General features: G+C 69.1%; 25 protein-coding genes and 2 tRNA genes. 10 read left to right on the forward strand and 17 right to left on the reverse strand.

What is annotated here, in order from left to right; genetic code table 11:
- Positions 1–51: 51 nt before the first annotated feature.
- Positions 52–2,007, reverse strand: coding sequence for a transketolase (gene tkt / locus TTH_RS00565; protein ID WP_011227715.1), 1,956 nt, complete (start codon positions 2,005–2,007; stop codon positions 52–54).
- Positions 2,008–2,106: 99 nt separating this feature from the next.
- On the opposite strand from tkt, the gene TTH_RS00570 reads away from it, so the two are divergent.
- Positions 2,107–2,183 (forward strand) — tRNA-Arg (locus tag TTH_RS00570).
- 73 nt (positions 2,184–2,256) lie between these two features.
- Here TTH_RS00570 and TTH_RS00575 read toward each other — a convergent pair.
- The 4 genes from TTH_RS00575 to nth all read right to left on the reverse strand — a co-directional run bounded on the left by TTH_RS00575 (position 2,257) and on the right by nth (position 6,892).
- Complete coding sequence (locus tag TTH_RS00575; protein WP_164926017.1) at positions 2,257–3,789, reverse strand: DEAD/DEAH box helicase; 1,533 nt, start codon at positions 3,787–3,789, stop codon at positions 2,257–2,259.
- A 71-nt stretch (positions 3,790–3,860) separates the two neighbouring features.
- The gene (locus TTH_RS00580; RefSeq protein ID WP_011227717.1) at positions 3,861–5,072 is read right to left on the reverse strand and encodes a molybdopterin molybdotransferase MoeA; all 1,212 of its coding nucleotides are present in this window, start codon (positions 5,070–5,072) and stop codon (positions 3,861–3,863) included.
- A 6-nt stretch (positions 5,073–5,078) separates the two neighbouring features.
- Complete coding sequence (locus tag TTH_RS00585; RefSeq protein WP_011174245.1) at positions 5,079–6,212, reverse strand: MFS transporter; 1,134 nt, start codon at positions 6,210–6,212, stop codon at positions 5,079–5,081.
- A 17-nt stretch (positions 6,213–6,229) separates the two neighbouring features.
- Positions 6,230–6,892 carry an endonuclease III gene (gene nth, locus TTH_RS00590; RefSeq protein ID WP_011227718.1) on the reverse strand — a complete coding sequence of 221 codons (663 nt, stop codon included), beginning with the start codon at positions 6,890–6,892 and terminating at the stop codon, positions 6,230–6,232.
- A 14-nt stretch (positions 6,893–6,906) separates the two neighbouring features.
- Between nth and TTH_RS00595 the strand changes: the two genes are divergently transcribed.
- Positions 6,907–7,272 (forward strand): ASCH domain-containing protein, encoded by a 366-nt coding sequence (locus tag TTH_RS00595; protein ID WP_011174243.1) that lies wholly within the window; start codon positions 6,907–6,909, stop codon positions 7,270–7,272.
- Here TTH_RS00595 and TTH_RS00600 read toward each other — a convergent pair.
- Positions 7,238–8,974 carry a GNAT family N-acetyltransferase gene (locus TTH_RS00600; RefSeq protein WP_164926018.1) on the reverse strand — a complete coding sequence of 579 codons (1,737 nt, stop codon included), beginning with the start codon at positions 8,972–8,974 and terminating at the stop codon, positions 7,238–7,240. The two genes, TTH_RS00595 and TTH_RS00600, sit on opposite strands and share 35 nt — an antisense overlap.
- Before the next feature lie 69 nt (positions 8,975–9,043).
- Positions 9,044–10,477: a proline--tRNA ligase gene (proS, locus tag TTH_RS00605; RefSeq protein WP_011227720.1), complete on the reverse strand. Its 1,434-nt coding sequence runs from the start codon at positions 10,475–10,477 to the stop codon at positions 9,044–9,046.
- Between the two features lie 32 nt (positions 10,478–10,509).
- Between proS and TTH_RS00610 the strand changes: the two genes are divergently transcribed.
- Both TTH_RS00610 and TTH_RS00615 read left to right on the forward strand, forming a co-directional pair.
- On the forward strand, positions 10,510–11,730 hold the full coding sequence (locus TTH_RS00610) for a 2,3-bisphosphoglycerate-independent phosphoglycerate mutase (RefSeq protein ID WP_011227721.1): 1,221 nt from the start codon (positions 10,510–10,512) through the stop codon (positions 11,728–11,730).
- Between the two features lie 9 nt (positions 11,731–11,739).
- Positions 11,740–12,288: a Uma2 family endonuclease gene (locus tag TTH_RS00615; RefSeq protein ID WP_011227722.1), complete on the forward strand. Its 549-nt coding sequence runs from the start codon at positions 11,740–11,742 to the stop codon at positions 12,286–12,288.
- Here the strand turns inward: TTH_RS00615 and TTH_RS00620 are convergent.
- The 4 genes from TTH_RS00620 to era form a co-directional block, all read right to left on the reverse strand.
- A complete protein-coding gene (locus TTH_RS00620; RefSeq protein ID WP_011227723.1) occupies positions 12,266–13,240 on the reverse strand; it encodes a DHH family phosphoesterase in 975 nt (324 codons plus the stop codon). The two genes, TTH_RS00615 and TTH_RS00620, sit on opposite strands and share 23 nt — an antisense overlap.
- Before the next feature lie 78 nt (positions 13,241–13,318).
- Positions 13,319–13,395 (reverse strand) — tRNA-Ile (locus tag TTH_RS00625).
- A 41-nt stretch (positions 13,396–13,436) separates the two neighbouring features.
- The gene (locus TTH_RS00630) at positions 13,437–14,324 is read right to left on the reverse strand and encodes an acyltransferase (RefSeq protein WP_011174227.1); all 888 of its coding nucleotides are present in this window, start codon (positions 14,322–14,324) and stop codon (positions 13,437–13,439) included.
- A gap of 44 nt (positions 14,325–14,368) precedes the next feature.
- Positions 14,369–15,274, reverse strand: coding sequence for a GTPase Era (gene era, locus TTH_RS00635; protein WP_008630929.1), 906 nt, complete (start codon positions 15,272–15,274; stop codon positions 14,369–14,371).
- 84 nt (positions 15,275–15,358) lie between these two features.
- Between era and dprA the strand changes: the two genes are divergently transcribed.
- On the forward strand, positions 15,359–16,363 hold the full coding sequence (gene dprA, locus TTH_RS00640; protein WP_011227724.1) for a DNA-processing protein DprA: 1,005 nt from the start codon (positions 15,359–15,361) through the stop codon (positions 16,361–16,363).
- A 3-nt stretch (positions 16,364–16,366) separates the two neighbouring features.
- Here dprA and TTH_RS00645 read toward each other — a convergent pair whose 3' ends face one another.
- Positions 16,367–17,275, reverse strand: coding sequence for a manganese catalase family protein (locus tag TTH_RS00645; RefSeq protein WP_011227725.1), 909 nt, complete (start codon positions 17,273–17,275; stop codon positions 16,367–16,369).
- Between the two features lie 109 nt (positions 17,276–17,384).
- On the opposite strand from TTH_RS00645, the gene TTH_RS00650 reads away from it, so the two are divergent.
- From TTH_RS00650 to TTH_RS00665, 4 genes are read left to right on the forward strand one after another with little or no spacing between them, the layout of a single operon-like run.
- Positions 17,385–18,338 carry a hydrogen peroxide-inducible genes activator gene (locus TTH_RS00650; protein WP_011227726.1) on the forward strand — a complete coding sequence of 318 codons (954 nt, stop codon included), beginning with the start codon at positions 17,385–17,387 and terminating at the stop codon, positions 18,336–18,338.
- Positions 18,325–19,281 carry a branched-chain amino acid transaminase gene (locus TTH_RS00655; protein WP_164926019.1) on the forward strand — a complete coding sequence of 319 codons (957 nt, stop codon included), beginning with the start codon at positions 18,325–18,327 and terminating at the stop codon, positions 19,279–19,281. Before TTH_RS00650 ends, TTH_RS00655 begins: the two co-directional genes overlap by 14 nt.
- Positions 19,271–19,459 (forward strand): hypothetical protein, encoded by a 189-nt coding sequence (locus TTH_RS00660; RefSeq protein ID WP_011174222.1) that lies wholly within the window; start codon positions 19,271–19,273, stop codon positions 19,457–19,459. Before TTH_RS00655 ends, TTH_RS00660 begins: the two co-directional genes overlap by 11 nt.
- A 1-nt stretch (position 19,460) precedes the next feature.
- Complete coding sequence (locus tag TTH_RS00665; RefSeq protein ID WP_008630920.1) at positions 19,461–19,700, forward strand: hypothetical protein; 240 nt, start codon at positions 19,461–19,463, stop codon at positions 19,698–19,700.
- Here the strand turns inward: TTH_RS00665 and trmH are convergent.
- From trmH to dcd, 4 genes are read right to left on the reverse strand one after another with little or no spacing between them, the layout of a single operon-like run.
- Positions 19,690–20,274: a tRNA (guanosine(18)-2'-O)-methyltransferase TrmH gene (gene trmH, locus TTH_RS00670; protein ID WP_011174221.1), complete on the reverse strand. Its 585-nt coding sequence runs from the start codon at positions 20,272–20,274 to the stop codon at positions 19,690–19,692. The two genes, TTH_RS00665 and trmH, sit on opposite strands and share 11 nt — an antisense overlap.
- Entirely contained in the window at positions 20,271–20,891 is a 621-nt protein-coding gene (gene hisG, locus TTH_RS00675) for an ATP phosphoribosyltransferase (protein WP_011174220.1), read from the reverse strand. Before hisG ends, trmH begins: the two co-directional genes overlap by 4 nt.
- Positions 20,888–21,973 (reverse strand): ATP phosphoribosyltransferase regulatory subunit, encoded by a 1,086-nt coding sequence (locus TTH_RS00680; protein ID WP_011174219.1) that lies wholly within the window; start codon positions 21,971–21,973, stop codon positions 20,888–20,890. The genes hisG and TTH_RS00680 overlap by 4 nt, the downstream gene beginning before the upstream one ends.
- 3 nt (positions 21,974–21,976) lie before the next feature.
- Positions 21,977–22,522 carry a dCTP deaminase gene (gene dcd, locus TTH_RS00685; protein WP_011174218.1) on the reverse strand — a complete coding sequence of 182 codons (546 nt, stop codon included), beginning with the start codon at positions 22,520–22,522 and terminating at the stop codon, positions 21,977–21,979.
- Positions 22,523–22,552: 30 nt separating this feature from the next.
- Here dcd and TTH_RS00690 point away from each other — a divergent pair, with 30 nt between their 5' ends.
- The gene (locus TTH_RS00690) at positions 22,553–23,437 is read left to right on the forward strand and encodes a putative Ig domain-containing protein (protein ID WP_011227728.1); all 885 of its coding nucleotides are present in this window, start codon (positions 22,553–22,555) and stop codon (positions 23,435–23,437) included.
- On the opposite strand, the gene TTH_RS00695 is transcribed toward TTH_RS00690, so the two are convergent.
- Entirely contained in the window at positions 23,434–23,913 is a 480-nt protein-coding gene (locus TTH_RS00695; RefSeq protein ID WP_008630908.1) for a macro domain-containing protein, read from the reverse strand. The genes TTH_RS00690 and TTH_RS00695 overlap by 4 nt on opposite strands.
- Between the last annotated feature and the right edge of the window lie 23 nt (positions 23,914–23,936).

Raw genomic sequence — 23,936 nt, forward strand, 5'->3', positions numbered from 1 at the left:
CCTAGCCTAAGCCCCTCCCCCGGGGGCCTTCCCCCGGTAAATCCCGCCCTTTTACACCAGGGAGAGGAAGGCCTCCGCCACCCTCTCCGGGGTGAAGCCGAGCCGCTCGTAGACCTCGGGGTAGGGGGCGCTGGCCCCGAAGCGGTCCAGGGCCACCACCTTGTGGGCGTACCGCTCCCACCCCAGGCTGGCCCCCGCCTCCACGGCCACCACCGGAAGCCCCGGGGGCAGGACCTCCTTCCGGTAGGCCTCGGGCTGGGCGGCGAAGAGCTCAAAGGAAGGCAGGCTCACCACCCGGACCCGCACCCCCTTCTCCCGGAGGAGGGCCTGGGCCCTAAGGGCCAGGTGCACCTCGCTCCCCGTGGCCACGAGGACCCCTTGGGGCTCCTCCACGTCCTCCAGGACGTAGCCTCCCCGCAAAAGCCCCCTGGCCTTCTCCGGGGAGAGGAGGGGCACCGCCTGGCGGGTGAGGACGAGGGCGGTGGGGCCTTCCTTACGCCTCAGGGCCACGAGCCAGGCGTAGAAGGTCTCGTAGGCGTCCGCGGGGCGGATCACAAAGAGGTTGGGCATGGCCCTGAGGGACATGAGGTGCTCCACGGGCTGGTGGGTGGGGCCGTCCTCGCCCAGGGCAATGGAGTCGTGGGTGAAGACGAAGACCGTGGGAACCCCCATGAGGGCGGCGAGGCGGATGGCGGGGCGCATGTAGTCGGAGAAGACGAGGAAGGTCCCGCCGTAGGCCCGATACCCCCCGTGGAGGTTGAGGCCGTTCAGGATGGCCCCCATGGCGTGCTCCCGCACCCCGAAGTGGAGATAGCGGCCCAAAGGGTTCGCCCGGGAGAAGTCCTCCATCCCCTCGGCCTTGGTGTTGTTGGAGGGGGTGAGGTCGGCGCTTCCCCCAAGGAGCTCGGGGAGGCGGGGGGCGAGGAGGTTCAGGGCCCGGCCGCTCGCCGCCCGGGTGGCGATGGGCTTGTCAAAGGATGGGGGCTCTTCGGGCAAGGGCGGAAGCTCCCCTCGCAGGCGCCGCATGAGCTCCTGGTGGAGGTCCGGGTACGCCCGGGCGTAGGCCTCGAGGGCCTTTTCCCAGGCCTCCTGCCAGGCCCGCCCCTTCTCCCGCATGTCCATGTGGCGGTAGACCTCCTCGGGCACCACGAAGGGCGGGTAGGGCCAGCCCAGGTTCCTCCGGGTGGCCTCCACCGCCTCCGGGCCCAAGGGCTCCCCGTGGGCCTTGGCGGAGTCCTGCTTGGGGGAGCCGAAGCCGATGTGGCTCCGCACGGCGATGAGGGTGGGGCGCTCGTCCAGCTTGGCGAGCTTGATGGCCTTGCGGAGGGCCTCGAGGTCGTTCACGTCCTCCACCCTAAGGGTCTGCCAGCCGTAGGCCCGGTAACGGGCGAGCACGTCCTCGGTGAAGGCGAGGTCCGTGGGGCCGTCAATGGAGATGCGGTTGTCGTCCCAGAAGACGATGAGCTTGGAGAGGCCCCAGTGCCCCGCCAAGGAGGCGGCCTCCCCGGAGACCCCCTCCATCAGGTCCCCGTCCGAGGCGAGGACGTAGGTGTAGTGGTCCACCACCACGTGCCCCGGGCGGTTGAACTCGGCGGCGAGCTTCCTTTCCGCCAGGGCAAGCCCCACGGCGGTGGAGATCCCCTGCCCCAAGGGCCCCGTGGTCACCTCCACCCCCGGGGTGTGGCCGCGCTCGGGGTGGCCCGGGGTCTTGGACCCCCACTGGCGGAAGCTTTTCAGCTCCTCCAGGGGAAGGTCGTAGCCCGTGAGGTGGAGGACGGCGTAGAGGAGCATGGACCCGTGTCCGGCCGAGAGGACGAACCGGTCCCGGTCGGGCCAGTCGGGGTCTAAGGGGTTGTGGCGCATGACCTCCCGGAAGAGGAGGTAGGCCAGGGGCGCCATGCCCATGGGCATCCCGGGGTGGCCGCTTCGCGCCTTCTCCACCGCGTCAATGGCCAGGAAGCGGATGGCGTTCACCGAAAGGGTCTCTAGGTCCCGCGTCTCCTTCATCCTTCCTCCTGGCGGGGAACCCCCTCCGCCAGTGAAACTATACCCCGGCGGGCCGGGCTTGCCTCCCTTGGAGGAAGGGTGTACAATCCCTCCCTGTGGGCGCCCGTAGCTCAGCAGGATAGAGCGGGGGCTTCCTAAGCCCTAGGCCGGGGGTTCGAATCCCTCCGGGCGCACCAAGGCCCCGCCCCTTCGGGAGGCGGGGCTTTTCTTCGCCCTGGCCCGGGCGAAGAACCCACGGGAAAGGGGTACCTACGCCCTGGCCGGGCGCCTCGTGCGGGAAGGGATCTCCAAGAGGCCCTCCACCCTCCTGGCGGGCTCCAGCCGGAGGCCGGCCACCTCCGGCCGGGCCTCGGGGCGGAGGTCCACGTACAGGCCCCCTTCGGCCTCAGCGATCTTGCCCACCTCGAGGCCCTGCCCCTTCAAGAGGGCCACGAGCCGGGGCAGGGAGAGCCTCGGCCCCGTGGCCTTGTAGGTGCGCCACCCCTCCTCCCCGGTGAGGAGGCTCTTCTCCTTGGGCGCCCCGCCCAGGAGGAGGGCGAGGAGGGCGGCCACCACCTCCACCCGCCCCTCGCTGAAGAGGCGGCCCGCAAAGTCCAGGTGGAGCCGGTAGTCCTTCTCCGGCACCCGGGCGAGGCGGGCCAAAAGGTGGCGCCACTTGGCCTCGAGGACCTCCTCCGGGGTAGGGGGGTTCACCCGCTTGAAGCGGCGCCCCACCGCCCGCTCCAAGGCCTCCACGTCCCGGCGCTCCCTGGGCCCGTAGAGGAGGACGACCCGCCCTCCCCGGCCCGCCCGGCCCGTGCGGCCCGAGCGGTGCTGGTAGGCCTCCGCCCGGTCGGGCAGGCGGTAGTGCACCACCAGGTCCACCTGGGGGATGTCCAGGCCGCGGGCGGCCACGTCCGTGGCCACCAGGACCCGCACCTCCCCTTGGCGGAAGGCCCCCAGGACCCGTTCCCGCTCGCCCTGGGAGAGGTCCCCGTGGAGGGCCTGGGCCAGGTGGCCCAAGCGCAAAAGGCCTTGGGCGATCTCCTCCGTCTCCGCCTTGGTCCGGGTGAAGACCATGGCCCGATCGGGGGAGGCCACGTAAAGAAGGTCGGAGAGGACCTCAAGCCGCCCCCGCACCGGGGCCGGGACCGCTTCCTCCTCGTAGGTGACGGGCTCGTCCTTGATGACGTTGATGAGGACGGGGTTTTTCATGTAGCGCTCGGCGAGCCTCTTGGCCCAGGAGGGGAGGGTAGCGGAGAAGAGGAGGGTCTGGCGGGAAGGGGGCGTGGCGGAAAGGAGGGCCTCCACCTCCTCCTCAAAGCCCATGGAGAGCATCTCGTCCGCCTCGTCCAAGACGGCGACCTCCACCCGGGAGAGGTCCAAGACCCCCTGCCGCAGGTAGTCCAGGGCCCGCCCCGGGGTGGCCACCACCGCGTCCGCCCCCCGGAGGAGGGCCTCCTTCTGCTTGCCGTACCCGGTGCCCCCGTAGACGGCCACCACCTTCAGGTGGGGGGCCACGGCGGTGAGCTCGGAGGCCACCTGGAGGGCGAGCTCCCGCGTGGGGGTGAGGACGAGGGCCCGGGGCTTCCGCCCCCTCTCCTGGCTTGGCGCAAGCCTTTCGGCGATGGGGAGGGCGAAGGCCAGGGTCTTGCCGGTGCCGGTGCGGGCCTGGCCGATGAGGTCCTTGCCCTCCAGGGCCAAGGGGAGCGCCGCCGCCTGGATGGGGGTGGGGGTGGTGAGGCCGCGCCCGTGGAGGGCTTCCAGGATTTCTGGCTTCAGGGGAAAGTCTTTAAACTCCATGCTCTGCCTTTCCGGGCCCACCTGCGCCCGAAAAGGGGGGTAGCGCCCGTAAACCTTACTAGCTTAGTGAACTAGGGCACGAAAGTCAAGGGGATGACCTCCACCTCCTCCCCCTCCCGGGCGTCCCGGTCCGGGGGAAGGACCACCAGGGCGTTGCCGAAGGCCATGGAGCGGAGGACCCCACTACTCTGGTTCCCCGTGCTCCGCACCGTCTTTTCGGCCACGGAGAGCACCCCCCGGCGGAAGACCTTCTTCCCCTTGGCCCCCTTGAAGGGGGTGAGGGCCCGGGCCTCGAGGCGGCCGTAGGGGGGCTCAGTGCGCTGGAGGAGCTTGTAGAGGAAGGGCCTTCCGTAAAGGAAGAAGGTCACCATGCTGGAGACCGGGTTCCCGGGAAGGCCGAGAACGGGAAGCCCCCCTAGCCTGGCGAAGAGGAGGGGTCCCCCGGGCTGCTGCCGCACCTTCCAGAAGACCACCTCCCCGTGGCGCTCCAAGACCTTGCGCACCACGTCGTACTCCCCCATGGACACGCCCCCCGAGGTGAGGAGGAGGTCCAAGGGCCCCGCGCCCTCAAGCCTCTCCAGCACCGCTTCGGGCTGGTCCGGCACCTTGCCCAGGAGGACGGGCTCCCCGCCCGCCTCGAGGACCAGGCCCAGGAGGCTGTAGGCGTTGGAGTTGTACACCCCGCCAAAGGGCAGGGGCTCCCCCGGCTCCACCACCTCGTCCCCCGTGGAGAGGATCCCCACCCGGGGCTTCCGGAAGACCTTTAGGCGGGGGTGGCCCATGGCCGCCGCCAGGCCGAGCCTCCCCGGGGTGAGGAGGTCCCCCCGCCTTAAGTACACCTCCCCCCGCCGGAGGTCGTCCCCCTTGGGGCGGATGTCCTTGGGGCTTGCCGGAGCGAAGAGGAGGACCTCGTCCCCTTCCCGCCTCGTGTCCTCCACGCGCACCACCGCGTCCGCCCCCTTGGGGATGGGGGCCCCGGTGTAGACGGCCACGGCCTCGCCCCGCCCCACCTCGCCGGGGAAGGGCCTGCCCGCGGGGGCCTCGCCGACGACCCTGAGGCGCACCGGGGCCTCGGGGGAGGCCCCCAGGGTGTCCTCCGCCCGGCAGGCGTAGCCGTCTATGGCGGTGTCGTCCTGGTCGGGATGGTCCACCAGGGAGGCCAGGTCCTCGGCCAGGACGCGGCCAAAGGCCTCCTTTAGGGGGAGCTCCTCCACGGCTAGCTCCCCCTGGGCCGCCTCGAGGACCGCCTCCAGGGCTTCCTCCACGGAGAGGTTCGTCCGCATCGGACCTCAGTCTACCCGCTCAAGCCCCCGGAAGGCCCAGGGCCAGAGCAGGATGCCCAGGGCGTAGAGGGCCAGGGTCCCCCCGAAGAGGAGGTCAAAGGCCTTGAGGCCCAGGGCCTCCTGCACCGCCCCGGAGAGGGCGCTTCCCAGGGCGAAGAGGAGGCTCCAGAGGGCGCTTTCCAGGAGGAAGAAGCCGGGGCGCTCCTCCTCGGTCAGGTAGTCCATGACCAAGGCGGCGTAGACGGGCCCGGCGGCGTTCATCAGGGCCCCCCGGATGAGGAGGGCGAGGGTGACCAGGGGAAGCCATGGGGCCCAGGCCAAGGCGGCGAGGAAGGGCAGGGAGAGGGCCTGGACGAAGACGATGGCCCCAAGCCGCCCGAGCCTCCCGGCGAGGAAGGGCTGGAGGAGCATGGCCGCCCCCGTGGCCAGGGAGGAGAGGGCGAAGAGGAGGCCCGTGGTCCCGTAGGAGAGGCCGAACTTCTCCTTGAGGAAGAGGTTCAGGAAGGGGATGACGAGCCCCGCCCCGAAGCCGATGACCACCTGGGGCAAAAGGAGGCGGAGCCAAGCCCTAAACCGGCCGCGGAAGCGGAAGGGCTTCCCCTCCCCGCCCCCCCGGGGAAGCCCCCGGACCAAGGGGTAGGCGAGGGCGAAGAAGGGGAGGGCGAAAAGGAGGACCCACCGCGCCCCAAGGAGGTCCGAGAGGTAGCCCGCAAGCAGGGTGGAGAAGAAGCCGCTTGCCGTGGTGAGGGCGGCCTGGAGGCTGAAGAAGGCCACCCGCCTTTCCTCGGGGACGAGGCGGGCGAGGAGGGGAGCCGCCGCCCCCTGGACCAAGGCCCCCGCCAGGCCGTAGAGGGCGAGGCCGGGGAAGACGAAAAGCCCAAGGCCCAAAAGGACCCCTCCGCCCACGCCGAGGAGGAAGGCGAGCTCCAGGCTCCGCACATACCCCACCCGGGGGATGAGCCGGGCGAGGGGCCAGGCGAAGGCCACCCCGGAGAGGAGGACCACCGCCTGGGCCAGGCCGATGGCCTGGCGGGAAAAGCCCAAGGCCTCGAGGTGGAAGTTGAGGAAGAAGTAGACGAGGTTGGCCCCGAAGGACCAGAGAAAGCCGGCGAGGAGGAAGCGGTAGACGGGCGCGCGCACGAAGGCCTCCTCCGAGATCAGGCCTCGCGGCTCGGGCAGTAGGGCGCAAGGACGCAGGCCCGGCAGCGGGGCCTCCTTGCGGTGCAGACGTAGCGGCCGTGGAGGACGAGGGCGTGGTGGACGAAGACCCAGTCCTCCTTGGGGAAGAGGGCCTCGAGGTCCTTCCCGATCCTCTCCGGGGCCTTGGCCTCGGAGAAGCAGAGCCTCCTGGCGAGGCGGGCCACGTGGGTGTCCACGGCGATCCCCGGCACCCCAAAGGCCGCCCCCAGCACCACGGTGGCCGTCTTCCAGCCCACCCCGGGAAGGCGCATGAGGGCCTCCTTCTCCTTGGGCACCTCTCCCCCGTACTCCTCCACGAGCCTCCTCGCCAGGGCCACGAGGTTCTTCGCCTTGGTGCGGTAAAGCCCGATGCGGCGGATGTAGGGCTCCACCTCCTCGGGGGTGGCCTCCGCCAGGGCCTTGGCGTCGGGAAAGCGGGCGAAGAGGGCCGGGGTGGCCTCGTTCACGCTTTTATCGGTGGCCTGGGCGGAGAGGACCGTGGCCACGAGGAGCTGGAAGGGGTTCTCGTGCCTAAGCTCCGTGCGGGCCCCGGGGTAGGCGGCCTTGAGGGCCTTTAAGACCTCCCGGGCCCGGGCCTTCTTCTCCTTTGGCCCTTCCTTAGGGCACGCCACGCCCCCCACTCTACAATGAGGGGGTGGAAAGGCCCAAGCTCGGCCTCATCGTCCGGGAACCCTACGCCAGCCTCATCGTGGACGGGAGGAAGGTCTGGGAGATCCGCAGGCGCAAAACCCGCCACCGGGGGCCCTTGGGCATCGTGAGCGGGGGGAGGCTCATCGGCCAGGCGGACCTCGTGGGGGTGGAGGGGCCTTTCAGCGTGGAGGAGCTCCTCGCCCACCAGGAGAAGCACCTGGCGGAGGAGGCCTTCCTCCGGGCCTACGCCAAGGACGAGCCCCTCTACGCCTGGGTCCTGGAAAACGCCTTCCGCTACGAGAAGCCCCTCCACGTGCCCAGGCGCCCGGGCCGGGTCATGTTCGTGGACCTCTCCGAGGTACGGTGGTAAGCCCCCCGTAGCCCACGTAGACGAGGAGGTCGGGGTCCAGGGCGGCCACCACCTCGGGCCGGTGGGTGGCGGCCACCAGGGTGACCCCCGCCTCCCGGCAGAGCTTCCCCAGGCCCAGGGCCACCCGCCGCGCCGTGGGCACGTCCAGGTGGGCGGCGAACTCGTCTATGAGGAGGAGGTCGGGCCTTTCCGCGAGGAGGAGGGCCAAGCGGAAGCGCTCCCTCTGCCCGGTGGAAAGCTCATGGGGCCTTGCCCGGTAAAGCACGGCGTCGGAGAGGCCCACCCGGTTCAGCACCTCTATGGCCGCCCCCACGTCCTTTAGCCTCCGGTAAACGGCCTCGAGGATGGGGTCCTCCCCCAGGTCCACCTCCCTCTCCCCCGGGATGTAGGCCACCCGCCTCCCCGGGGGCACCGCCACCTCCCCGGCATCCGGCGCCTCGCCAAGGAGCAGCCTTAGGAGGGTGGTCTTCCCCGCCCCGCTCGCCCCCGCCAGGACCACGAGGCTTCCCGGGGGGATCTCCAGGCTCGCCCCCCGGAGCACCGCCCGCTCCACCACCCGGGCCTTCACCCCGAAGGCGAGGAGGGCCTCCTGAACCTCCCGGGAAAGGCCCTCTAGGTCCAGGTGGCTCCGGTAGGCCTTGTGGACGCCCCTCAGGCGGATCGGGCCAGGAAGCCCCGGGACCCGCCCGAACCGGGGCTTATAGAGCCTTCCCCCGTGGGCCTTGGCGTAGGGGTCCTCCCGGAGGAAGCGCTCCAGGTGGGCCTCGGCCTCCTCCGTGAGGGGGTAGAAGAGGACGGGCCTTCCCGAGGCGGTGTCAAAGAGGTAGCGGAACCCCACCTTCTCAAAGAAGGGGTGGTAGCGGGCCATCTGGGCGATGGTGTAGACGAGGTGCTTCTCCCGCCTGGCTTCAGGCGCCCCCCGCTCCTTCGCCCACTCCAGGGCCACCCGCACGAGAAGGGCCCCAAACCCCTCGGAGCGGTAGTCGGGGTGGACCACCACCCGGGCGATGCGGGCGGCAGCGGTGTTCACCCGGTCCAGGGCCCTCTGCCAGTCCGCCCCGCCCTCGTAAGTGGGGTGGAACCAGTCCCGGGGGAAGATCCTTTCCCGGATGTCCCGCTCCACGCCCTCGGGGGTCCTTCGGTGCATCCGGGGGATAGGGGGGTCTAGGCGGAGGTAGCCCAGGATCCTGGGCTCAAAGGGGAGGCGCTCCGCAAGCTCCAGCACCAGAAAGCGGCTCGCCGGGGTGGAGCCCCGGATCTCTTTAAGCCTCGCCTCCCCGCCGCAGTCGCAGAGGGGCCTGGCGTTGGCGGGGAGGGTCTTCTGGCACTGGGTGCAGACCCAGAGGGCCACCACCTCCTTCTCCGAGGCGTAGTGGAACTGCTCCAGCTCGGCGATGGCCTCGTAATCCCCCTCGTAGGTGGCCTCCCGCACCTTCAGGCGGTAGCGGTAGGCCTCGCCCCCAAAGGGGCTTTCCCGCACGTGCTCCAGGGTCTTGGCGAAGGGGGGCCAGAGGGGGAAGGCGGCCTCGAGGGCGTACTCGTCAAAGCCGAGGACGGGCTTCTTGAACTCGGTGCGAAGCCTCACCCTATCCCCGGGCCTCAGCCACTTGGCCACGTCCCCGGTCATGCGCAAGGTCACGCCCCCCTCCAGGAGGACCTCCCCGTACCAGCGCCAGTAGATCCTCCGCCCCAAGACGCGCATCGTGCCCCCATGGTACCCCATAAGGCGCGGGGCGCCCCTCGAGGGGCGCCCCGGAAGCGCCCTTCCCCCTCAGTACGCCTTGGCGAAGACCACCCGCTTGCCGTAGGCGGAGGGCCTGCCGCAACGGACGCAGAAGCCTTCTTCGGGCTCGGCCTCAAAGGGGACGCACCGGGTGGTGGCGGTGGTCTCCTCTTGGATGAGCCGCTCGCAGGCCTTGTCCCCGCAGTGGAAGGCCAGGGCGAACCCCTCCTGCACCGCCTCCTTGAAGGCCTCGTAGGTGTCCACCTTGCGGGTGTGGTCCTCCCGGAAGGCGAGGGCCCTCCGGTAGAGCTCCTCGTGGAAGGCGTCAAGCTTCCCGGGCAGCGCCTCGGGGAGGGCGGCGAGGGGCAGGGTCTCCTTGCCCCCGAGGCGGCTCGCCAAGACCGCCTGGCCCCCTTCCAGGTCCTTGGGCCCGAGCTCCACGCGGAAGGGCACCCCCTTGAGCTCCCACTCGTGGAACTTGTACCCCGGGGTGTGCTGGTCCCGGTCGTCCAGGTGGACCCGAAGGCCTTGAGCAAGAAGAGCCTGGCGGAGACCTTGGGCGGCCTCGAGGACCCGCTCGCGGCTTTCGTCCTTGTAGATGGGGACGATGACCACCTGGATGGGGGCGAGGCGGGGCGGGAGGACGAGGCCCCTATCGTCCCCGTGGGTCATGATGATGGCCCCGATGAAGCGCCAGGAGAGGCCCCAGCTCGTGGTGTGGACGTACTTCACCTGGAGGTCCCTGTCCTGGAACTTGATGTCAAAGGCGCGGGCGAAGTTCTCCCCCAGGTAGTGGCTGGTGCCCGCCTGGAGGGCCTTGCCGTCTTTCATCAGGGCCTCAATGGTGGTGGTGTAGACGGCCCCGGCGAACTTCTCCTTCTCGGTCTTCAGGCCCTCAATCACGGGGATGGCGGCGTACTCCCGGGCGAGGCGGGCGTAGATGGAGAGCATCCTCCGCACCTCCTCCTCCGCCTCCTCCCGGGTGGCGTGGGCGGTGTGCCCCTCCTGCCACAGAAACTCGCTCGTGCGAAGGAAAGGCCGCGTGCGCATCTCCCAGCGCACCACGTTGCCCCACTGGTTCAAGAGCTGGGGCAGGTCGCGCCAGCTCCTGATCCACTTGGACCACATGTAGCCGATGACCGTCTCCGAGGTGGGGCGGACCGCCAGGGGCTCCTCCAGCTCCTCGCCCCCCGCGTGGGTGACCACGGCGAGCTCGGGGGAGAACCCCTCCACGTGCTCCGCCTCCTTCCTGAGAAAGCTCATGGGGATGAAGAGGGGGAAGTAGGCGTTCTGGTGGCCGGTCTCCTTGAACATGCGGTCCAGAACCTGCTGGATGTTCTCCCAGATGGCGTACCCGTAGGGGCGGACCACGATGGTGCCCCGCACGGGCCCGTAGTCGGCGAGCTCGGCCTTTTGGATGACCTCGAGGTACCACTCGCTGAAGTCCTGGCTCTGGGGGGTTAGGCCCTTCTCCTTCGCCATACCCGCCCATCTTACCCCAGTAAAATGGCCCCATGGACCTCTTCCCCGTCCTCAAGGAACTCGCCCAGAAGACCCCGAGCAAGATCCTCCTCATCGTCTTGGACGGCGTGGGGGGGCTTCCCTTGGAGCCTGGGGGCCCCACGGAGCTCGAGGCCGCCAAGACGCCCAACCTGGACCGCCTGGCGGAGGAGAGCGCCTTAGGCCTCCTCACCCCCGTCTACCCCGGCCTCGCCCCGGGCTCCGGCCCAGGCCACCTCGCCCTCTTCGGCTACGACCCCTTCCGCTACGTGGTGGGCCGGGGGGCTTTGAGCGCCTTGGGCCTCGGGGCCGACTTCCGGGAGGGGGACGTGGCCTTAAGGGGGAACTTCGCCACCTTAGACCCTGAGGGCAAGGTGGTGGACCGCAGGGCGGGAAGGCCCCCCACGGAGGAGAACCAGAGGGTCATCGCCAAACTCAAGGAAGCCATCCCCCGCATAGAGGACGTGGAGGTCCTCTTCTACACGGAAAGCGAGCACCGCTTCCTGGTGATCCTCCGGGGGGAGGGGCTGGAGGACAAGGTGACGGACACCGACCCCCAGAAGACGGGCCTGCCCCCCCTAAAGGCCAAGGCCCTGGACGAGGCCTCGGAGAGGACGGCCAGGCTCGTCAACCTGCTTTCGGAGAGGATCCGGGAGGTCCTCAAGGACGAGCCCCGCATGAACGGGGCCCTCTTCCGGGGGGCCTCCAAGAAGCCAAGCTTCCCCCGGATGCAGGAGGTCTACAAGCTCACCCCCGCCGCCATCGCCAGCTACCCCATGTACAAGGGCCTGGCCAGCCTGGTGGGCATGGAGGTCCTTCCCGTGGAGGGGGAGGGGGACGCCCTGGAGGGGAAGCTCAAGGCCCTAAAGGAGAACTGGGGGCGGTACGACTTCTTCTACTTCCACGTGAAGAAGACGGACGCCATGGGGGAGGACGGGAACTTCCACGGAAAGGTGGAGAAGGTGGAGCTCTTTGACGCCCTCCTCCCCGAGATCCTGGCCCTAGGCCCGGACGTCCTCGCCATCACGGGAGACCACTCCACCCCCGCCCTCCTCAAGGCCCACTCCTGGCACCCCGTCCCCCTCCTCCTGAAGGCCCCCTACCTGCGGGCGGACGAGGCGAGGCGCTTCACGGAGAGGGAGGCCCAAAGGGGAAGCCTCGGCCACCTCCGGGGGGTGGAGCTCATGCCCCTCCTCCTCGCCCACGCGGGGAAGCTCTTGAAGTACGGGGCCTAAAATGGGGAGATGATCCGCCACCGCCTGAGCCTCGAGGAGTTCCAGGCCCTCCTGGAGAAGGCCCCAGAGGGGCTTCGCCTGGAGCTCTTGGACGGCGAGGTCTACGAGATGGCCCCCATCGGCAGCGGACACGCCAGCCTGGTGACCTACCTGGCCAAACAACTGGAAAGGCTTTACGGGGACCGGGCCCTGGTCTACGTGCAAAACCCCCTTCGTCTTTCCCCCCACTCCCTGCCCCAACCGGACCTCGCCCTGCTCCGGCCGCGGGAGGATTTTTACCGGGAAAGGCTCCCCGAAGCCGGGGACACCCTCTTGGTGGTGGAGGTCAGCTTCTCCCCCCGGGAAATGGACCTTAAGAAGCTCGCCCTCTACGCCCAAGGAGGCGTCCCCGAGGTGTGGCTCGTGGAGGAAGGGGGAAGCCTGGAGGTGTACCGGGAGCCCCGGGGCACCCGTTACCGCCACCGCCTCCTTGTGGAGCCCGGGGAGGAGGTGGCCCCCCTCCTCCTCTCCCATCCCCCTCTCCTCTGGGACCCCCCTAGAGGTACCCCGCCCGCGTGAGCTCCTCCCTGACGGCCTCGAGGACCCTCTCGTAGGCCTGGTCCAGGTCCAGGCCCTTCAGGGTGGCCCCGGCGGCGGGGACGTGCCCGCCGCCCCCGAGCTTCAGGGCGATGTTCTGGGCCGAGACCCCGCCCCGGGAGCGGATGGAGACCTTCACCCCCTCCTCCCGCTTGCGGAGGAAGACCGAAACCACGCTCCCCTCCACGTAGCGGATGAGGCCCACGAAGTCGTCGGAGTCTTCCTCGGCCCCCGCGTCCTCGGGCAGGTGGGCGGTAACGAGAAGCCCGCCAAAGTGGAAGGCCACCGTGGAGAGCACCTGGCCCATGAGGCGGAAGTAGGAAGGGGGGCGGAACTGGAGGCGGTCGGTGAGCTCGGCGAGCTTCACCCCGTAGCCCAAAAGCTCCGCCGCCACCCGAAGCACCTCGGGGGTGGTGTTGGCGAAGCGGAAGTTGCCGGTGTCCGTGAGGATGCCCGTGAGGACGGGGGTGGCGATCTCCGCCGTCCACTCCACGCCCAAGAGGTCAATGAGGTCCTTCACCATCTGGGCCGTGGCCGCCTTGGAGGGGTCCACCACGTGGAGGTGGCCGAAGCGGGGGTTGGTGCCGTGGTGGTCTATGTTGATGACGAAGCCCTCCACGGGAACCCCCACGACCCTCGAGGGCTCGGCGCTGTCCAGGGCCACCAGGGTGGCCCCGGGAGGAAGCTTCTCCACGGGGTCGGAGTACTCCTCCTCCTTTGGGAGGAAGCGGAGGAACCTCGGCGGATCGGCGACCCAGTAGGCCTCCTTGCCCAGGGCCTTGAGGGCCCGGTAAAGCCCCAGGGAGCTTCCGATGGCGTCCCCGTCCGGGTCCACGTGGGTGGCGATGTAGATGGGGCCCTCCACCGCCTTGAGGACCTCCGCCACGAGCCGCATCTTCTCCCAGTACCTGGGTTCGGGCGCGTTGCCGTCCATGCCGCTAAAAGGCTAGCACAAGCCGGCCCCCCGGACCGGGATAAAAGGCTTTCCCCCCTCGCGGGGAGGGGGGGTCCTTGGTGGGCGATGGTGGACTTGAACCACCGACCTCACGCTTATCAGGCGTGCGCTCTAACCAGCTGAGCTAATCGCCCCCGCACGCACCCGCTAGTTTAGCCAAAAAAGCCCCACCCCGTCAAGAGCCCGCCTCCCTTGTTCCGAAGCCCGGGGGCAGGAAATCGGGGTAGTCGGGGTTCCCCTTGCGGTCGGGAAGCTTGGGAACAAGGTCCGAGGGATGGGGCTCCCCCTTGCGGCAGTAGGGGCAGTCGTGGCGGACCTTGTAGCGCACGGGCCTCGCGGGGATGCCCAGGGCGATGGCGTGGGGGGGGATGTCCTTGGTGACGACGGCCCCCGTGCCCACCATGGCGTCGTCCCCGATGCGCACCCCCGCCAAGACGGTGGCGTGGTAGGTGATGCGGACCCCGCTTCCGATGATGGTCTCCTTCAGGGTGACGTCGGGGGAGGCCAGGACGTGGTGGGTGTGGCTGTAGACGTTGACGTAGTCGGAGAGGGAGGTGCGGTCCCCGATCTTGATGCCGCCGATGTCGTCCAGGAAGACGTAGCGGTGCACCACCACGTCGTCCCCAAGCTCCAGGTTGTAGCCCACGGAGAACTCCACGTTCTGGAAGAACTTGGGGTTTTTCCCCACCCGCTTGAAGATGAATGGGGCGAGGGCCCGCCTTATGGCCACCCCCGAGTGCACCGACTGGCCCAAGGGCGTGAGGTCCAGGACCTTCCAGAACCAGAGGAGGGGCTTGACCCGCCGGAACTTCTCCAGGTCGGTGGCGGCGTAGTACTCGGCCTCAAAGGTGATCCCCTCCGGGTCCAGGCCCATGGCCGCGAGCGGGTTCGCCTCCAGAAGCTCCTCGTAGGGCCTCCCGTAAAGGAGGCGGGCGAGCTCCTCCCGCACCAAGGCGTTCCGGTCCACATTGGGGTCGGAAAGCCTCTCCGTGAGGCTACCCAGATAGCGGTCCAGGGCCTTTTGGTGGAGGGGCGCGATCTCGCGGGGAAGAAGCCAGGGCATAAACCCATGCTACTCCCCAAGGCCCGGGGAAACAGCCTCCTGCCTCACCCTACGGAGGAGCGGTAGCCGAGCTCCCGAAGGGCCTCGGGGTCCTTGCGCCAGTCGGGGTAGACCTTGACCTCGAGGTCCAGGTACACCTTCTTGCCGAGGAGGGCCTCGAGCTGCTTCCTCGTGGCCTGACCGATCTCCTTGATCTTCCGCCCGCCCTCGCCGATGACGATGGCCTTCTGGGAGGGGCGCTCCACGTAGAGGATGGCCTTGATGTAGAGCACGCCGTTCTCCCTTTCCGCCACCTCCTCCACCTTGGTGGCCACGGCGTAGGGCACCTCGTGCCAGAGGCGCTTCATGGCCTCCTCCCGGAGGATCTCCGCCACCCACTCCCCGAAGGTCTGGTCGCTTTTGGCGTAATCCTCCGGGTAGAAGAAGGGGCCTTCCGGCATGAGGGCGAGAAGGTCCGCCTTGAGCTCGGCCACCTGCCTTTCGTCCAGGGCGGAGAGCATCCGCGGCTCGGCCTCGGGCAGAAGCTCGTGGTAGGCCTTCATCGCCTCCTCGGGGTACTTGGCGGCGTCCAGCTTGTTCCCCACGAGGAGGATGGGCACCTTCCCCACGAGGGGCTTGAGCGCCCGCGCCACCAGCTCGTCCTCCGGGGTCGGGGGGTGGCGCAGGTCCACCACCCAGACCACGGCGTTCACGTCGGCGAGGGCCTCGTACACCTCCTGGTCCATGAACTCCCCCAGGGCGTCCATGGGCTTGTGCAGCCCCGGGGTGTCCACGAAGACGATCTGCCGCCTTCCCTCGGTGAGGATCCCGCGGAGGCGCTTGCGGGTGGTCTGGGGGCGGGGGCTTATGGGGGCCACCTTCACCCCGAGGAGGTTGTTGAGCAGGGTGGACTTGCCCACGTTGGGCTTGCCCACGATGGCCACGAATCCGGAATAGGTCTTTTCCGCCATGGTTTCTCCAGGTGATCCCGGCCCTGAGGATTCGCCCGTGGGGGCGGGGGCCGGACCTTCCAAGGCTTCCAGTATACTCCAGGCGTGGACCCCTTGGCCCTCGCCCTCCTCCCGGGCATCGGCCCCAAGCGGCTTTTGGAGGTCCTAAAGGCGGAGGACCCTCTGGGCTTCCTGCGGGAGCGCTTCCCCGAGGCCTGGCGGCACCTCCCCGAGGCCGAGGCCCAGGCGGAAAGGGAAAGGGGGCGCGCCGAGGCCCTAGGGGTGCGCCTCCTGGGCCTCTGGGAGGAGGGCTTCCCCGAGGGGCTGAGGGCGCTTCCCCAGCCGCCCACCCACCTCTACCTGAAGGGGGAGCTTCCCCCGGAAAGGGAGGCGGTGGCCCTCGTGGGCACGCGCCGGGCCTCCCCTTGGGCCCTGGCCTTTGCCAGGAGGCTCGCCCGGGAGCTGGCCGAGGCCGGGCTTTGGGTGGTCTCGGGCCTCGCCCGGGGCATAGACCGGGAGGCCCACCTCGGGGCCCTCGAGGCCGGGGGGCGCACCCTGGGCGTCTTGGGAAGCGCCCTGGACCGGGTCTACCCCCCGGAAAACCGCCCTTTGGCCCAACGGATGGACCTCCTCTCCGAGTTCCCCTTCGGGACCGGCCCTAAGCCCGAGTTCTTTCCCCGGCGAAACCGCCTCATCGCCGGGCTTTGCCGGGCAGTGGTCGTGGTGGAGGCCCCCCTGGACTCCGGGGCCCTCATCACCGCCCGCCACGCCCTGGAGCTCGGCAAGGAGGTGCTGGCCGTGCCCGGAAGGCCCACGGACGAGCGCTCCCTGGGGGCGAACCGCCTCATCCAGGACGGGGCCTACCCGGTGCTCTCCGCCGAGGACGTCCTCTCCTACCTGGGAATGTCCGCAAGGCCCAAGCCCCTCCCGGGCCTCTCCCCGGAGGAGGAAGCCCTTTACGCCCTCCTGCAGGAAAAGAAGGAGGCGCTCCCCGAGGCCCTGGCCATGGCCCTGGGGATCCCCCCGGAGCGGGTGCTCTCCCTCCTCACCCTCTTGGAGCTAAAGGGCCTGGCCCGGGCCCTCCCGGGAGGGCGCTACGGGCCAGGCTAAGGGTTACTTGGCCTTCTCGTAGAGCTTCTTGGCGATCTCGTAGAGCTCGCCCGGGTGGAACTCGGGGGCGAACTCGGCGGCGTCGTGGCCCGCGTCAAAGACGGGACCCCCCGTGGGCGGGCCGTCCACCACCACCACCTCCGTGCCGTCCTCGGGAGAGGCCCCCTTCCAGATGAGCCCGAGGTCCCTGTAGTCCTCGGGGCTGAAGCGGTAGAGGTTCCGGTGGAAGCCGAGGTCCATGTACTTCTTGGCCTCGGGGATCTTGCTGTTGTCAATCTTGGGGATGGGGAGCATCTTGGTCATCTCCACCCCGGTGAGGCTCTCCAGGGCCTTGCCGTAGGCGGCGGCGTGCACCCCGCCCCGCACCAGGAGGTAGCCGATCATCTCCCGGGCCACGGGGTTGTCGGTCATCTCGTAGACCCGGAGCTTGTGGGTCCGGGCCGCCACCTCCAGGAAGAAGTTGTGGAGGAGGTCCAGGATCAGGTTGCCGCTGGTGAAGACGTACTCCCCGTTCCAGTGCTCCCCCATGGCCCCCATGACCAGGCTGTTGGCCCCGCCGGCGATGAAGTGGGCGGCGTTGCGCACGTCCTTGGCGAAGCCCAAGGGGGCGCTTTCCGGGTCCACCCCCTCCTCCAGGTCCTTCCCGGGGTTCTTGGCCAGGAGGCTGTTGATGGTGGCCGCCACCAGCTCAATGTGGCCCAGCTCCTCGGTGGCGATGTTGGCGATGAGGTCGTAGTAGGGCTTCAGGGCCTTCTTCCCCCGGAAGTTGAAGGACTGGTACATGTAGTTCATCAGGGTGGACATCTCCCCGAAGCGCCCGCCCAGAAGGGCCTGGACCGCGGCGGCGGCGTTGGGGTCCTGCTCCTTGGGCATGGGCAACTCAATCTGCAGGCGGTCTATCCTCAGGAACATCTTCTCCCTCCTTTCGCCCTGGGCTTGGCCCCAGGGACGCCCTCACCCTAAAAGGGGGAGTGCCCATAAGTCAAATAGATCTTGCTTGGCGCTAGAATAAGCCAGGATTATGAAGCTGACCCTAGACCAGCTGCGCTACCTCGTGGCCTTGGCCGAGGAAGGAAGCTTCACCCGGGCCGCGGAACGGGTCTACCTCACCCAGCCCGCCCTCTCCGTCCAGATCCGCAAGCTGGAGGAAGCCCTGGGGACAAGGCTCTTTGACCGGAGGAAGGGCACGCTCACGGAGGCGGGCCGGGTGGCGGTGGCCCAGGCCCGGAGGGTCCTCGAGGAAGTGGAAAGGCTCAGGCTTTTGGTGCAGGGGGAAGAGGCCTGCTTCCAAGGCCCCTTCCGGCTCGGGGTCATCCCCACCCTTGCCCCCTACCTCCTTCCCCGGCTCCTTCCGGAGCTGAAGGCGCGTTACCCCCGGCTTTCCCTCTCGGTGCGGGAGGAGCTCACCCCGGGGATCGTACGGGGGTTAGAGGAAGGAAGCCTGGACGCAGGGCTTGTGGGCACGGAGGAGCGGCACCCAGGCCTCGGGGCCGAGCCCCTCTTCGCCGAGGCCTTCTGGGCCTATGTGGCCCCGGGCCACCCCCTCTTTGAGCGGGAGGCGGTCCATCCTCTGGAGATTCCCCTCGAGGACACCTGGGTCCTCGCCGAGGGACACTGCTTCCGGGACCAGGTCCTCTCCGTGTGCCGTCCGAGCCTCGGCGGGCGGTCCGTGGAGTTCCAAAGCGGAGACCTGGAGACCCTCGTCCGCTTGGTGGACGCCGTGGGGGGGCTCACCCTCCTCCCCGAGGTGGCCCTCTGGACCCTCTCTCCGGCCCAAAGGACCCGGTTGCGCCCCCTAAGCCCCCCCGGGGCCGGGCGCACCGTCTACCTCCTTTTCCGGGAGGGAAGCCTCAAGGCTCCCTTGCTCCGGGCCCTGGCCGAGGAAGCGCGGCGAGCCTTCGCCCTGTTGCGCTCCAACGCAAGGGCGCAAGAAAGCGCTATGATGGGGGCGGAGGTTCGCCATGACCAAGGCTGAGGCCAAGGGCGGCGACGTGCAGATCAAGGCCGGGCTCATCTGGATGAACGGGGCCTTTGTCCCCCAGGAGGAGGCCAAGACCAGCGTCCTAAGCCACGCCCTCCACTACGGCACCAGCGTCTTTGAGGGGATAAGGGCCTACGAGACCGCCAAAGGCCCCGCCATCTTCCGGCTCAAGGAGCACGTGAAGCGCTTCTACAACTCCGCCAAGGTGCTCCGCATGGAGATCCCCTTCGCCCCGGAGGAGCTGGAGGAGGCCATCAAGGAGGTGGTGCGGAGAAACGGCTACAGGAGCTGCTACATCCGCCCTCTGGCCTGGATGGGGGCGAAGGCCCTAGGGGTCAATCCCCTCCCCAACAACCCCGCCGAGGTGATGGTGGCCGCCTGGGAATGGGGGGCCTACCTGGGGGAGGAGGCGGTGCGCAAGGGGGCCAGGCTCATCACCAGCTCCTGGGCCCGCTTCCCCGCGAACGTGATGCCCGGCAAGGCCAAGGTGGGCGGCAACTACGTGAACTCGGCCCTCGCCAAGATGGAGGCGGTGGCCGCCGGGGCCGACGAGGCCCTCCTCCTGGACGAGGAGGGGTACGTGGCCGAGGGGAGCGGGGAGAACCTCTTCTTCGTGCGGGACGGGGTGATCTACGCCCTGGAGCACTCGGTGAACCTCGAGGGCATCACCCGGGACTCCGTGATCCGCATCGCCAAGGACTTGGGCTACGAGGTGCAGGTGGTGCGGGCCACCCGGGACCAGCTCTACATGGCCGACGAGGTCTTCATGACCGGGACCGCCGCCGAGGTGACCCCGGTGTCCATGATTGACTGGAGGCCCATCGGGAAGGGCACGGCCGGGCCCGTGGCCTTGAGGCTCCGGGAGGTCTACCTCGAGGCCGTCACCGGGCGGCGGCCGGAGTACGAGGGCTGGCTCACGTACGTGAATGGGCAATAGGCGGTTGCGCAAAAGCGTGGAAAGCTACCAGGCGCGTATCCGCGAGCACCAGGCCAAGATAGAGGAGGAGCTGCGTCGTCCCGAGCCCAGGTGGGAGCTCATCCGCTACTGGGAAAAGGAGATCCGGACCTACCCAGGGCGGGTGGAACGGCTCCTCCGTAGAATGGGAAGGAGGTAGGATGCCCAAGACGGAAGCCCGGAAACGCGTGCGCAAGGAGCGCTTGCGGGAGGTCCTGGAAGTTCTCCTGGACGAGCTGGAGGAGGCCTCCCGGGCCTTTCAGAGCGCTTGGAAAAGGGCCAAGGAGAATCCAGAAGACGAGGAGGCCTGGGGGGAGCTTCAGGTCTGGGTTTCCGTGCTCGGGGTCAAGGCCAAGTCCCTGGAAGAACTCCTGGAGGAGGAGGCCTTCCTCACTTCCTGAGCCAATCCGCAAGCACCTTCTGGTAGAGTTCCGGGTCCAGGCGGGGCCTGTCGTAAAGCCCCGCCTTGAGCCTCTGCCGCTGCGCCTCAAAGAGGATCACGGCGGCGGCCACGGAGACGTTCAGGCTCTGGACCATCCCCAGCATGGGGATCTTGATGGCCCCGTCCGCCAGGGCCAAGGCCTCCTCGGAAACCCCCCACTTCTCCGCCCCGAAGAGGACGGCGGTGGGCTTCGTGTAGTCCACCTCCCGGAAGTCCCGCGCGTCCTCCCTAAGGGCGGTGGCGTAGACGGTGAAGCCCCTTTCCTTCAGGAAGCGGAAGGCCTCGTGGAGGTCGGGGTGGACCCGCAGGTAGACCCACTTGTGGCTGCCCCCGCTCGTCTCGTTGAAGGTGGGCACCCCGCCCGTGGGGTTCACGGCGTGGGCCTCGAGGACCCCCACGGCGTCGCAGGTGCGCAGGATGGCCGAGAGGTTGTGGGGCTTGTGCACGTTCTCCAGGAGGACGGTGAGGTCGGGCTGCCGCCGCCTTAGGACCTCCTCTATCCTTCGCCTCCGCGCCTCCGTACGCTCCCTCATGATCCGGAAAGCTCCCTGAGCCTCTGGATCAAGGGCTTGAGGACCGCCCGCTTGAGCTTGAGGGCCTGCCGGTTCACCACGAGCCTCGCCGTGGAGTGGGCGAGGACCTCCACCTCAACAAGCCCCGCCGCCCTCAGCGTGGCCCCCGTCTGCACCACGTCCACCACGGCGTCGGCCAGGCCGGTGACCGCGGCGAGCTCAATGTTCCCGGAAAGCTCCACCACGTCCGCCGCCCAGCCCCTTTCCTTGAGGAGCCTCGCGGTGAAGTTCGGGTACTTGGTGGCGACGCGGCGGATGGGCCCCGTATCCCCGGGGCGCCTTATGAGGGAGAGCCTGCAGGCCCCAAAGCCCAGGTCCACGGGCTCAAAAAGGTCCCTCCCCGAGTCCAAAAGCACGTCCTTGCCCACCACCCCGATCTCGGCGATCCCCAGGTCCACGTAGATGGGGACGTCCTTGTTGCGAAGCTCCAGAAGGGCCACGCCCCCCTCCTTTCCGTGAAGGAGGGTCCTCTCCCCCTCCACCTCGGGGAGGTCCAAGCCCGCCCGCTTGAGGACCTCGTAGGCCTCCCGGAACATCCGCCCCTTGGGCAGGGCCACGGTGAGGGCGAAGCGCCTCATGCCTCCTCCACGCGGAAAAGCTCCTCCCCCCGGGCGAGGAAGGGGATGCCGCGCCTTCGGGCGTAGGCCACGGGGTCCTCCCCGTGGAAAAGCTCCGTGCGCCGCTCCCGGGCGAAGCGGCGGAGGGCCTTGAGGTCCAGGGCCAAGACCTCCGGGGGCTCCTCCTCCTTGGGAAGCCGCAAGGCCTCGAGGAGCCTCTCCACCCCCAGGGCGAAGCCCGCGGCCTTGGGGAAAAGGGCCCCGTCGTACCGCCCGCCCCCGAGGAGGGGAAGGCCGAACCCCGGGGTGTAGGCCCGGAAGAAGATCCCCGAGTAGTACTCGTAGCGCCGGGCCATGCCCAGGTCCAGGAGGACGGGCCTTCCCAGGAGGTCCAGGGTCCTCTCCAGCTGGGCGAGGGCCTCCTGGGCCTTGGGGGGCAGCGGAAGGCCCCGCGCCTCCTTCAAGACCTCCCGCCCTCCGTAGAGGTCGGGGAGGGCGAGGAGGACCTTCCGCGCCTCCTCGGGGACGGGGCTTTCTGCGAGAAGCCCCTTGAGCTCGGGGAGGTTTTTGCGGTGGATGGCCTGCTGGGCCCGCCTTTGCAGGGCCTCGGGAAGCCCCGAGGCCTTGAGCACCTCCCCCACGAGGCTCGGCAAGCCCACCTCCACCTCCCCCTGGACCCCTAAGGCCTCGAGGGCGGCGAAGGCCAGCTCCAGCACCTCGGCGTCCGCCAAGGGCCCCGTGGCCCCCAAAAGCTCCAGGCCCACCTGGGTGTACTCCCGAAGGCGCCCAAGCTCCGCGTCCGCCTCCCTGAGCCAAAGGGGCCCAGCGTACTGGAAGCGGTGCGCGCCCTCTCCCAGGTGGGCCCGGAGGAGCTTGGCGAGGAGGGTGGTGAACTCGCTCCTTAAGGCCAAGACCTCCCCCGTCTTGTCCACCAGCTTGAAGGCCCTTTCCGCCAGGGGGTGGTCGGGGTCGTAAAGCTCCAGGGCGGGAAGCTCCACGGGCTCGTAGCCGTGGCGCCGGAAGAGGTGCTGGAGCTTCCCCACCACCTCGGCCTTGAGCCGGGCCTCGGGGGGCAAAAGGAAGCGGGTGCCCTCGGGGATCATGGCCTAAACCCGGGGGAGGGTGATCCCCTTCTGCCCCTGGTACTTCCCTTTGCGGTCCCGGTAGGTGACCTCGGGGCGGGGGCCCTCCAGGAAGAGGAGCTGGACGATGCCTTCGCCTGCGTAGACCTTGGCGGGAAGGGGAGTGGTGTTGGAGATCTCCAGGGTGACGTGGCCTTCCCAGCCGGGCTCCAGAGGCGTCACGTTCACCACGATGCCGCACCGGGCGTAGGTGCTCTTGCCCAGGGCGATGGCGATCACGTTGTCGGGCATGCGGATGTACTCCAGGCTCCGGGTGAGGGCGAAGGAGTTTGGGGGGATCACCACCTCCTCCCCCTCGTACTCCACGAAGCTCTTGGGGTCAAAGTTCTTGGGGTCCACCAGGCTGGAGAAGACGTTGGTGAAGATCTTCCACTCGGGGGCGGCCCGGAGGTCGTACCCGAAGGAGGAAAGCCCGTAGCTGATGACCCCCTCCCGCACGAGCCTTTCCTCAAAGGGCTCAATCATGCCCTTTCGCGCCATCTCCCGGATCCACCAGTCCGGCTTCACCATGCCCTCAACTATACCCGCTAGACTGGCCCTATGCGGAAGCTCTGGCCTCTGGCCCTCCTCCTCGCCGCCTGCGGCGCCCAGGACGTGGGAGCGGGCCTGGACCCCCTGCGCCTCACCGCCACGAGCCTCCCCCCCGCCTACCTCGGCGAGCCCTATAGCGCAAGCCTCGCCGCCGAAGGGGGGGTGCGGCCCTACAGCTTCACCCTGGACGGGAAGCTCCCCGAGGGGCTGAGCTTCCAGGGGGGGAGGCTTTTCGGGGTGCCCAAGGAGAAGGGAAGCTTCCCCCTCCTCCTCACCGTGGAGGACGCCGCCAAGAACAGCCGCGCCCAAAGGCTCACCCTCACCGTCTCCGACCCGCCCCCGCCGAGGCTCGCCCTCGTCCTCCCCCCGGCCCAGGTGGAGGGCCCCTTCCTCCTCCTCGCCCGGGTGGAGGGCCGGGAGGCGGTGGGCTTCCAGATGGAGGTGCGCCTCGCCGACCTCGAGCCCGACCTCGCAGGCCTCAAAGCCCTAAGCCCCGCCCACCTCCTGGACTACGACCCGGCCACGCGGCTTTTGCGGCTGGACATGGCCTTCGCCAAGCCCGTGAAGGACCGGGAAGCCTTCCGCTTCCTCCTCACCCCCCAAAAGCCCCTCGTCCCGAGGCTTTCCCCCAAGGTGGTCTTCTACGACAAGGAGGGGAAGCCCCTGGGCCAGCCCCTTCCCCGGGGGAAGCCCTTCGCCGAGCTTTTAAGGCTCGCCCAGGCCTGGGGCCGGGAAGGGAAGGCGCTCAAGGAGGACCTGGACGGGGACGGCAAGGTGGGCGAGGCGGACCTCAGGCTCCTGGCCCAGGGCTACTTCCCCAAGCCCGAAACCCCCTCCCCCGAGGTCCCGGGCGGAGGCGAAGGCCAAGCGTCCGGGGAAGAACAAGCCCCCTAAAGGGCCCGGCGGATGGCCTCGGCGTCCTCCTCGCGGTAGCCGTAGAGGGTGACCTCCAGGGTGTCCGGGGCCTTCTTGATCTCCTCCAGCATCACCCGGGCCACGGCCTCCACGGGAAGCCCCCCCACCCCCGTGCCCAAAAGGGGAAAGGCCACGGTCTTCAAGCCGAGCTCCACCGCCTTCTCCAGGGCGCTTTTCGTGGCCTTGCGCACCGTCTCCAGGCTCGCGGGCTCGTCCCCGAGGACGGCGGCGTGGATCACGTAGCGCACCGGGAGGTTCCCCGCCCCCGTGACCGCCGCCTCCCCCACCCGGATCTTGCCGATGCGGTCGCACTCCTCCTGGATGGAGGGGCCGCCCTTCCTCAGGATCGCCCCCGCCACCCCGGCCCCGAGCTTCAGGTAGTTGTTGGCGGCGTTGACGATGGCGTCCCCTTGGAACTCGGTGATGTCCCCTTGGACCACCCGGATGCGCGCCATGGCTTTATTCTCCCTTACAATGG

The sequence above is a fragment of the Thermus thermophilus HB8 genome, assembly GCF_000091545.1.
Lineage (GTDB): Bacteria > Deinococcota > Deinococci > Deinococcales > Thermaceae > Thermus > Thermus thermophilus.